The sequence below is a fragment of the Lysobacter enzymogenes genome (genome assembly GCF_017168095.1).
GTDB lineage: Bacteria > Pseudomonadota > Gammaproteobacteria > Xanthomonadales > Xanthomonadaceae > Lysobacter > Lysobacter enzymogenes_D.
Map to the genome: position 1 here is coordinate 1 of NZ_LXSD01000087.1, position 5,249 is coordinate 5,249.

A 5,249-nucleotide genomic window follows, 5' to 3' on the forward strand; every position below is an offset into this window, starting at 1 on the left:
GCGCCGGCCGCGCGCGCGCCCGGCCGGGCCAGCGACGCGCGCCTGGAAATCGTCCCGCCCGGCGCCGAGCGCGCGACGGCCGGGGCACAATCCGGCATCAGCGCCGGAGGCGAGGGCCACATGGTGCGAGAACAAGTGCAACAGGCCAACGAAACCATCGCCGTGCGCGAGCAGGAACTGGCGGACCTCAAGAGCAAGGTCGCCGAACTCGAGAAACTCAGCACCGACCAGCAGAAGCTGATCGCGATGAAGGACAGCGAGCTGGCCGCGACCCAGCAGCGCCTGGCCGAGAACCAGGCGCGCGCCGACAGCGGTTCGCCGCTGCCGTGGATCTTCGGCGGCCTCGGCCTGCTGGCGCTGCTGGCCGGCGGCTGGGTGCTGAGCCGGCGCGAGCCCAAGCGGCCGAATTTCCGTGCCGCCTCGCCGGTGCCGGTGCCGTTCGCGGCTCCGGCCGAGCCCGGCCCGGATCCGGTCGAGACGCTGCGGCGCAAGCCCGAGGCCGCGGCGGTCGTCGATCCGGTGGCGCAACTGCTCGGCCGGCGCGACGAGCCGGCGGCCGTCGATCCGGTGTTCGCTGCAGATGTCGGTCCCGACGCCGATTCCGATCCCGATCTTGACGTCGCCCGCGACGAGCGTCCCGCGGCCGCGCCGAGGCATGCGCTCGACGAGCTCGCCGCCGCCGAACCGTCGGCTTCGCGGCCGCTCGCTGCCGATGAGCCGCCCGCCGCCGCGGAACGCACCGATCCGGTCGCGGCGCCGCATTGGACCGCGCCGGTCAGCGAGCCCAAGAGCCAGGCGCGCGTGCCGACCTGGCATTCGTCGACCGCGGGCCGCCAGCCGCCGCGCGAAGAGCAGACGCTGGAACAGCAACTGCGCGAGCCGCCGGCGCCGCCGGCGGGTTCCGCCGCACCGGTCGGCTCGGTTCCGGCGGCTTCGAGCCCGACGGTTTCGAGCCCGGCAGCCTCGAGCCCGGCAGCTTCGAGCCCGACGGCCCCCGTGCCGGTCGCCCCGGTCGCGGCCGCGCCGGTCGCCGCCCAGGCGCCGAGCGTCGAGCCCGTTACCATCGCCCAGTCCTCGCCGCAGGCGCGTCCGGCGGCGCCGTCTGCGGCTTCGGTTGGCCTGGAGCGGATCGAACTGGCCCGCGCCTACCTCGACCTGGGCGACCAAAACAGCGCCCGCCAGTTGCTCGGCGAGGTGCTGATCAACGGCGACCACGCCGCGCGCCAGCAGGCCGCGCGCCTGTTGCGCGAGCTGGAAGCCGCCGGCGGAGATCGCGCCGGGGCGTGAGCCGGACCGGGCGACCGCAGGCAGGCAAGGGCAGGGCCATGAACGACCTCGACACCGCTTCCGCCGCCGCGCCGCTGCGGCGCTACGCCCTGGGCGTGGAATACGACGGCAGCGAATTCTCCGGCTGGCAGCGCCTGGTGCGGCCGGGCGAACCCGCCCGTCCCGAGCACGCGCCGCGCGGCGAAGCGACCGTGCAGACCACCCTGGAGGCGGCGCTGAGCTTCGTCGCCGGCACCGGCATCGAAGTGGTCTGCGCCGGCCGCACCGACGCCGGCGTGCATGCCTCGTGCCAGGTCGTGCACTTCGACAGCCCGGTCGAGCGCGACCCGCGCGGCTGGACCCTCGGCGCGACCTCGCGCCTGCCGCCGTCCGTCTGCGTGCGCTGGTGCATCCCGGTGGCGGCGGACTTCCACGCCCGCTTCTCGGCGCGCGCGCGCCGCTACCGCTACCGCATCCTCAACCGGCCGGTGCGGCCGGCGCTGCAGCGCCAGTACCTGAGCTGGGAGCGGCGCCCGCTCGACGCCGAGGCCATGCACCGCGCGGCCCAGGCGCTGCTGGGCGAGAACGATTTCTCGGCGTTCCGCACCGTGCACTGCCAGGCCCCCCACGCGCGCCGCGACCTGCAACACATCGCAGTGCGCCGCGACGGCGATATCGTGGAAATGGAGGTGCAGGCCAACGCCTTTCTTCACCATATGGTGCGCAATATTGTCGGAAGCTTGCTGCCGGTCGGCCGCGGCGACCGGCCCGAGGGCTGGATCGCCGAACTGCTGGCCGGGCGCGACCGCACGGTCGCCGGTCCGACCGCTCCGTCGGCGGGACTGGTGTTCGTCGGGCCGCGCTATCCCGCCGAATGCCAGTTGCCTGCCGAGGTCAGCCTTTGAATCCGTCCCGCACCCTGTTCCGCACCCGCATCAAGTTCTGTGGTTTCACCCGCCCGGGCGACGTGCGCCTGGCCTGCGAACTCGGCGCCGACGCGATCGGCTTCGTGTTCGCCGCCGGCAGCAAGCGCCGGGTCGCGCCGGAGGAGGCGCGGGCCATGCGTCAGGCGCTGGCGCCGCTGGTCGACGCGGTCGCGCTGTTCGCCGACAACCCGGTCGAGGAAGTGCGCGAGGTCGTGCGCCAGGTCCGGCCGAGCCTGCTGCAGTTCCACGGCAACGAGGACGACGCCTATTGCCGCGGCTTCGGCGTGCCCTACCTCAAGGCCATCCCGATGGGCGGCGAGCTGGCGACCCAGCACCCCTCGGCGCTGCTGATGCGCTTTCCCGGCGCCGCCGGCTTCCTGTTCGACAGCCACGCCGAGGGCGGCAGCGGCGGCAGCGGCCATACCTTCGACTGGAAGCGGATCCCGGTCGGGGTGCAGAAGCCGTTCGTGCTCGCCGGCGGCATTACCCCCGACAACGTGTTCGAGGCGATCCTGGCGACCCTGCCGTGGGGCGTGGACGTCTCCAGCGGCATCGAGAGCGCGCCCGGGCTCAAGGACGGCGACAAGATGCGGCAGTTCGTCGAGGAAGTGCGGCGCGCGGATTGTCACGTCGAGTGAGGGGCGGGGACCCCAGGGACAGAAGGCAGCAGGGAGGCTGGGGCTCGCGCGCATCGGCGGGCCGGCCGGCGCTTTACCCGCGTGCCAGCCATTGCTCAATCCCCTTTTCCCTCTTTCCCGCGCCACTGAACTTTGCCCACTGCGTCACCCCGGGACCGGACCGCCATTCCGAGGCCGCGCAAACGGTACGGTTGACCCGCGGATGCCCTAAACTCCCAGGTTCCGCCGCGCGTGGCGCGGCGCTCCCGTGTTGATGGCCGCTGCCGATGTCCGCCGAACCCGCCGCTCACCCGCCGATCGATCCCTCGACGATCGATTTCCACGCTTATCCCGACGCCAACGGCCACTTCGGCCGCTTCGGCGGGCGCTTCGTCGCCGAAACCCTGATCGCGCCGATCGAAGAACTGGCCCGCGCCTACGACGCGGCCCGTGTCGATCCGGCCTTCATCCAGGCCTTCGACAACGACCTGGCCCATTACGTCGGCCGGCCGAGCCCGATCTACCACGCCCAGCGCCTGAGCGACGAAGTCGGCGGCGCGCGGATCCTGCTCAAGCGCGAAGACCTCAACCATACCGGCGCGCACAAGATCAACAACACCATCGGCCAGGCCCTGCTGGCCAGCCGCATGGGCAAGACCCGGATCATCGCCGAGACCGGCGCCGGCCAGCACGGCGTCGCCAGCGCCACCGTGGCCGCGCGCCTGGGCCTGGAGTGCGTGGTCTACATGGGCGCCACCGACATCGAGCGGCAGAAGATCAACGTCTACCGCATGAAGCTGCTCGGCGCGACCGTGGTGCCGGTGACCAGCGGCTCGCAGACGCTCAAGGACGCGCTCAACGAAGCCATGCGCGACTGGGTCACCAACGTGCGCGACACCTTCTACATCATCGGCACCGTGGCCGGGCCGGATCCGTACCCGCGCATGGTCCGCGACTTCAACGCCGTGGTCGGGCGCGAGGCGAGGGCGCAGATGCTGGCCGAATACGGCCGCCTGCCCGACGCGATCACCGCCTGCGTCGGCGGCGGCAGCAACGCGATCGGCCTGTTCCATGCGTTCTTGAACGATGCCGGCGTGCGCATCGTCGGCGCCGAGGCCGCCGGCGACGGCATCGACACCGGCCGCCACGCCGCGTCGCTGGCCGCCGGCCGCCCCGGCGTGCTGCACGGCAACCGCACCTATGTGCTGTGCGACGACGACGGCCAGATCGTGGAGACGCACTCGGTCTCCGCCGGCCTGGACTACCCCGGCGTCGGCCCCGAGCACGCCTTCCTCAAGGACACCGGCCGCGCCGAATACGTCGGCGTCACCGACACCGAAGCGCTCGACGCCTTCCGCACCCTGGCGCGCACCGAGGGCATCCTGGCCGCGCTGGAATCCAGCCACGCCATCGCCCAGGCGATCAAGCTGGCGCGTTCGATGCCGAAGGACCAGGTCGTGCTGTGCAACCTGTCCGGGCGCGGCGACAAGGACGTGCACACCATCGCCGGGCGCGAAGGCCTGCACTTTTGAAGCTGGAAGTTAGCGCCTAGGAGCTGGGAGATAGCGAAAGCAAACGCTTTCGCGACTTCGGACCCCGCGCCGTGCCCTTGCTTTTCGCTAACTCCTAACTCCTATCCGCTAACTCCCGCAACCATGACCCGCATCGACGCCAAGTTCCAACACCTGCAAGCCGCCGGCCGCAAGGCGCTGATCCCGTTCCTGACCGCCGGCGATCCCTCGCTGGAGGCGACCGTGCCGGCGATGCACGCGCTGGTCGAGGCCGGCGCCGACGTGATCGAGCTCGGCGTGCCGTTCTCCGATCCGATGGCCGACGGCCCGACCATCCAGCGCAGCTCCGAGCGCGCGATCGCGCGCGGCGCCGGCCTGGGCTGGGTGCTGAAGGCGGTGGCGCAGTTCCGCCAGCGCGACGCCGACACGCCGGTGGTGCTGATGGGCTACCTCAACCCGATCGAGATCCGCGGCGCGCAGCGTTTCGCCGCCGACGCGGTCGCCGCCGGCGTCGACGGCGTGTTGTTGGTCGACCTGCCGCCGGAAGAAGCCGACGAACTGCGCGCGGCCTTCGCCGCGGCCGGGCTGGCGCTGATCCTGCTGGCCTCGCCGACCACCACCGACGCGCGCCTGGAGTCGCTGTGCGACGGCGCCCAGGGCTATCTCTACTACGTCAGCTTCGCCGGCGTGACCGGCGCCGACCGGCTCGACACCGGCGCGGCCAACGACCGCCTGCACCGTATCCGCCAGCGCGCCAAGGTGCCGGTGGTGGCCGGCTTCGGCATCAAGGACGCGGCCAGCGCCGCGGCCATGGCGCGCGAAGCCGAGGGCGTGGTGGTCGGCAGCGCCCTGGTCGCGGTGCTGGCGCAGGCCGCTTCGGCCGACGCCGCGGCGCAGGCCGCGCGCGATTTCCTCGCGCCGCTGCGCCG

5 protein-coding genes are annotated in these 5,249 nt (G+C 72.5%); all 5 read left to right on the forward strand.

The window, feature by feature from the left end:
• On the forward strand, positions 1-1,287 hold a 1,287-nt coding region (locus tag A7A76_RS02515; protein WP_277425768.1), incomplete at its 5' end, for a FimV/HubP family polar landmark protein.
• Between the two features lie 38 nt (positions 1,288-1,325).
• A complete protein-coding gene (truA, locus tag A7A76_RS02520; protein ID WP_206409715.1) occupies positions 1,326-2,171 on the forward strand; it encodes a tRNA pseudouridine(38-40) synthase TruA in 846 nt (281 codons plus the stop codon).
• Positions 2,168-2,830 (forward strand): phosphoribosylanthranilate isomerase, encoded by a 663-nt coding sequence (locus A7A76_RS02525; protein ID WP_241200685.1) that lies wholly within the window; start codon positions 2,168-2,170, stop codon positions 2,828-2,830. The genes truA and A7A76_RS02525 overlap by 4 nt, the downstream gene beginning before the upstream one ends.
• A gap of 266 nt (positions 2,831-3,096) precedes the next feature.
• Positions 3,097-4,341: a tryptophan synthase subunit beta gene (gene trpB, locus A7A76_RS02530; protein ID WP_206409717.1), complete on the forward strand. Its 1,245-nt coding sequence runs from the start codon at positions 3,097-3,099 to the stop codon at positions 4,339-4,341.
• A 123-nt stretch (positions 4,342-4,464) separates the two neighbouring features.
• Positions 4,465-5,249: tryptophan synthase subunit alpha (gene trpA / locus A7A76_RS02535; protein WP_206409718.1), on the forward strand; the 785-nt coding region annotated here is incomplete at its 3' end.

Bases quoted from the DNA above. Each gene is read 5' to 3' on its own strand.
- trpB (WP_206409717.1), top strand. From the start codon at position 3,097: ATGTCCGCCGAACCCGCCGCTCACCCGCCGATCGATCCCTCGACGATC.
- truA (WP_206409715.1), top strand. From the start codon at position 1,326: ATGAACGACCTCGACACCGCTTCCGCCGCCGCGCCGCTGCGGCGCTAC.